The 3,676-nt window shown below is 72.0% G+C and carries 4 protein-coding genes; 2 read left to right on the top strand and 2 right to left on the bottom strand.

Features of this window, described 5'->3' with window-relative positions; genetic code table 11:
* Nucleotides 1–942, top strand: a 942-nt coding sequence (locus tag K0M70_RS07595) for a lysophospholipid acyltransferase family protein (RefSeq protein WP_290781171.1), incomplete at its 5' end; no start/stop codon positions are given.
* On the opposite strand, the gene lpxL is transcribed toward K0M70_RS07595, so the two are convergent.
* A complete protein-coding gene (gene lpxL, locus K0M70_RS07590; protein WP_290781170.1) occupies nucleotides 943–1,851 on the bottom strand; it encodes an LpxL/LpxP family Kdo(2)-lipid IV(A) lauroyl/palmitoleoyl acyltransferase in 909 nt (302 codons plus the stop codon).
* Nucleotides 1,852–1,910: 59 nt separating this feature from the next.
* On the opposite strand from lpxL, the gene waaA reads away from it, so the two are divergent.
* The gene (gene waaA, locus K0M70_RS07585) at nucleotides 1,911–3,215 is read left to right on the top strand and encodes a lipid IV(A) 3-deoxy-D-manno-octulosonic acid transferase (protein ID WP_290781169.1); all 1,305 of its coding nucleotides are present in this window, start codon (nucleotides 1,911–1,913) and stop codon (nucleotides 3,213–3,215) included.
* A gap of 18 nt (nucleotides 3,216–3,233) precedes the next feature.
* Here waaA and K0M70_RS07580 read toward each other — a convergent pair.
* The coding region (locus K0M70_RS07580) for a TolC family protein (protein WP_290781168.1) at nucleotides 3,234–3,676 on the bottom strand (443 nt) is incomplete at its 5' end.

Raw genomic sequence — 3,676 nt, 5'->3', positions numbered from 1 at the left:
GGGCCGCCGGCGGGCGGGCGGGGGCCCCTACACACCGGACGACCGCGGCTGACCGCCATTGCCATGCGCTGCCTGCTGATAACGCCGCTGGCCTGGGCGGCCAATATCGTCGCCCGTCTGCCGCAGCCGGCCCTGCTGGGCCTGGGTCGGCTTGCGGCGTGGCTGGCCTGGCCGCTGCTGCGCTCGCGTCGTCGTATCGCGGCCATCAACATCGCGCTGTGTTTCCCCGCGCTGGACGCCTCGCGGCAGGCGGCGTTGGTGCGCGAAAGCGTGGTGAACACGGTCATTGGCGGCTTTGAACTACTGCGCGCCTGGCTGGCGCCGCCGCAGGCGCTGGCCGGGCTGGCCCGCATTGACGGGATCGATCACCTGCGCCAGGCGCTGGCGCGCGGACAGGGCGTGCTGCTGATGTGCGGCCATTTCACCCACACCGAACTGGCGGTGCGCCTGCTGGGCGAGGCGCTGGGCCAGCCGGTGCGGGTGGTGGTGCGCCGGCACAACAACGCCTGCCTGGAGCGCTGGTTCGATGCGTCGCGCACCGCGGTGTTCGGGCCCACCATCGGCAAGAAGGACGTTCGCGCCCTGCTGCGCACCCTGGGCAACGGCCAGCCCGTGGTGTATTCGGCCGACCAGAACTTCACCTACCAGAATGCGTTCGTGCCTTTCTTCGGCGTCCCGGCCGCCACGCTCACCGCCACGCCCGGCCTGGTGCAGCGCGCCGGCGCGGTGCTGCTGCCGTTCTGGTACCGGCGCGACGAACAGGGCCGCTACGTGATCCGCATCGAACCCACCTGGCCCGGCTGGCCCAGCGGTGACGCGGTGGAAGACGCCGCGCGCTACATGCGCGAGCTCGAGGCGGTGGTGCGCGAGTGCCCGGGCCAATACCTCTGGGCGCACCGGCGTTTCAAGACCCGACCACCCGGTGAGCCGCCGGTCTACTGATCAGCCGTAGCGGCGCTTGCTGCCGTCGGGCTGGCGCTTGAAGCGCTGGTGCAGCCACAGGTACTGCGTGGGGCAGCGCCGCACCAGGTCTTCCAGTGCGGCCATGATCCGCGCCGTGTCGGCGGTGGCGTCGTTGCTTGGGAAGTCCTGCAGCGCCGGCAGTATCTGGATGCGATAGCGCCCGTCCGGCCGGCGCTCGTGGAACAGCGGCAGCACCGCCGCACCCGACAGGCGCGCCAGCTGGTGGGTGGAGGTGAGGCTCCACGCCGGCTGGCCGAAGAACGGCACGAACACGCTGTCGCCGCGCCGCGTTTCCTGGTCGGGCGCGAACCACAGCAGCCCGCCCTGCTTGAGGTGGCGCAGGGCCGGGCGCAGTTCGTCGCGGGAGAACATCGCCACGGCGTGCCGCAGGCGTCCGCGCTTCACCGCCCACTCCATCGCGGGCTCCTCGTGCGGCCGGTACATTCCCGCCAGCGGGATGCGCTGGCACAGCAGGCGCATGGAGATTTCCAGCGTGGTGAAGTGCGCCGACACCAGGATGACGCCGCGGCCGCCGGCGCGTGCCGCTTCCAGGTGCTCAAGCCCGTCGAGCTCGCATTCGGAAGCCGGCGGCAGCCGTCCCCACCAGGCGCGCAGGAACTCGAACACGCCCAGGCCCAGCGCGCGGAAGTTGTCGCGCAGCAGGCGGTCGCGCTGCGCGTCGTTGAGCTCGGGGTAACACAGCGCCAGGTTGATGGCCGCCACCCGGCGCCGCGAAGCAAGCAGGTGCCGCATCAGCCAGCCCAACCCCGGCCCGACCGCGCGCTGCAGCCACAGCGGCCAGCGCGCCACCGTCCAGCCCAGGCCGATCAGGATCCAGGCAGGCCAGCGGGCGGGAGACAGCGGCGGGGGCGGGATCGGGTCGGCCATGCCCGGCCATTCTATCCGCTGGTGCCGCGCTGCCGGGCAGGTCGGGTATCCTTCGGCGCATGCATCTCACCTTCGGGCAGCGGGCACTGTTGGGACTGTATTCGCTGGTCCTGCACCTGGCTTTTCCGGTCACCCTCTACCACCTCATCTGGCGCGGCATGCGCCAGCGCGAGTACCTGCAGCGGTGGCCGGAGCGCTACGCCTGGCTGGACGGCAAGCTCGACCTGCACGACACCATCTGGGTGCATGCGGTGTCGGTGGGCGAAGTGCTGGCGGCGCGGCCGCTGGTGGACGGCCTGCTGGCGGCGCATCCCGAGCGGCCGCTGCTGGTCACCACCATCACCCCCACCGGCTCCGAGCGCGTGCGCGCGCTGTGGGGCGACCGGGTCCACCACGTCTACCTGCCCTACGACCTGCGCAGCATGGTGCGGCGCTTCCTGGACCGGGCGCGTCCGGCGCTGGCGGTCATCGTTGAAACCGAGATCTGGCTGAACCTGTACGTCGAGTGCGGACGCCGCGGCATTCCACTGATGATGGTGAACGCACGCCTGTCCGAGCGTTCACTGCGCGGCTACCTGCCGGTGCAGTCGCTGGCGCGCGTGGCGATGCGGGCCGTCACCCTGGTCGCGGCGCAGTCCAACGCCGACGCGGCGCGGCTGGCGCGCATCGGCGCGGACCCGGCGCGCATCGTCGTCACCGGCAACCTCAAGTACGATTTGACGCTTCCCGACGGCGTGGAAGAACAGGCCCGCCGATGGCGCCAGGCCTGGGGCGCTGAACGGCCGGTGTGGATGGCCGCCAGCACGCATCCGCCGGAAGAGGACGCGGTGCTCGAGATCCATGCCCGGCTGCTTGATCGCCACCCCGATGCCCTGCTGCTGTGGGCGCCCCGCCATCCCGAACGGTTCGCGCCGGTGGCCGAGGCGGCCGCGGCGCTGGGCATGCGCACCGCCACCCGCCGGCTTGAGGCGCTGCCCGGGCCCGACACGCAGGTGTTCGTGATCGACACGCTGGGCGAACTGCTGCGCTTCTTCGCCGCGGTCGATGTCGCCTTCGTCGGCGGCAGCCTGTGCGACATCGGCGGCCATAACGTGCTTGAGCCGGCGGCGCTGGGCATTCCCAGCGTGGTGGGGCCGCGCACGTTCAATTTCGCCGAGGTCACGCGCCGGCTGCGCGACGCACAGGCGCTGCGGCAGGTGCCGGACGCGGCCGCGGTGGGGGACGAGGTGCTGGCGCTGCTGGACGACGCCGACACCCGCCAAACCATGGGCGCGGCCGGACGCAGGCAGGTGTCGGAGCTGTCGGGCGCCCTGGGCCGGACCCTGGCGCTGGTGGACCAGTTGCTTGAAAACCGGCGCGCCTGAGCGCGCCGGCGGGGCCGCTTACAGCGTGCCGTCGTTGTCGAGCGCCTGCTCGGCGTCGTTCACCAGCACGCGGTTCACTTCCTGCAGGTCGGCCAGGGCGATGGTGCCGCCGGCCTGCTTGAGGCGCAGCATGTTGACCAGGAATGCGTGGCGCGAACGGGCGTACTCGCGCTGGGCCTGGAACAGCGCCTGCTGGGTGATCAGCACGTCCACGATGGTGCGGGTGCCGACTTCCAGGCCGGCTTCGCTGGCCTCGTAGGCGGCCTGGGCCGAGACCACCGACAGGCGGCGCGCCTCGACTTCAGCCGAACCGGCGCCGAGCGAGCGCTGGGCGTTGCGGGTCTGGCGGATCACCGAGCGGCGCTCCTGTTCCAGCGCGTCGGCGGTGGCGTCGCGGTTGTGCATGGCCTGGCGCACGCCCGACTGGGTGGCGCCACCGGCGAAGATCGGCACGGTCAGCG

Source organism: Arenimonas sp. (assembly GCF_019459675.1).
Lineage (GTDB): Bacteria > Pseudomonadota > Gammaproteobacteria > Xanthomonadales > Xanthomonadaceae > Arenimonas.
The sequence above is the reverse complement of the archived record's forward strand: the minus strand, read 5'-3'. Positions and strand labels throughout refer to the sequence as shown.

What these genes read in the sequence shown, in the direction of transcription:
- lpxL (WP_290781170.1), bottom strand. Translation starts at nt 1,851, where the DNA reads ATGGCCGACCCGATCCCGCCCCCGCCGCTGTCTCCCGCCCGCTGGCCT.
- waaA (WP_290781169.1), top strand. Translation starts at nt 1,911, where the DNA reads ATGCATCTCACCTTCGGGCAGCGGGCACTGTTGGGACTGTATTCGCTG.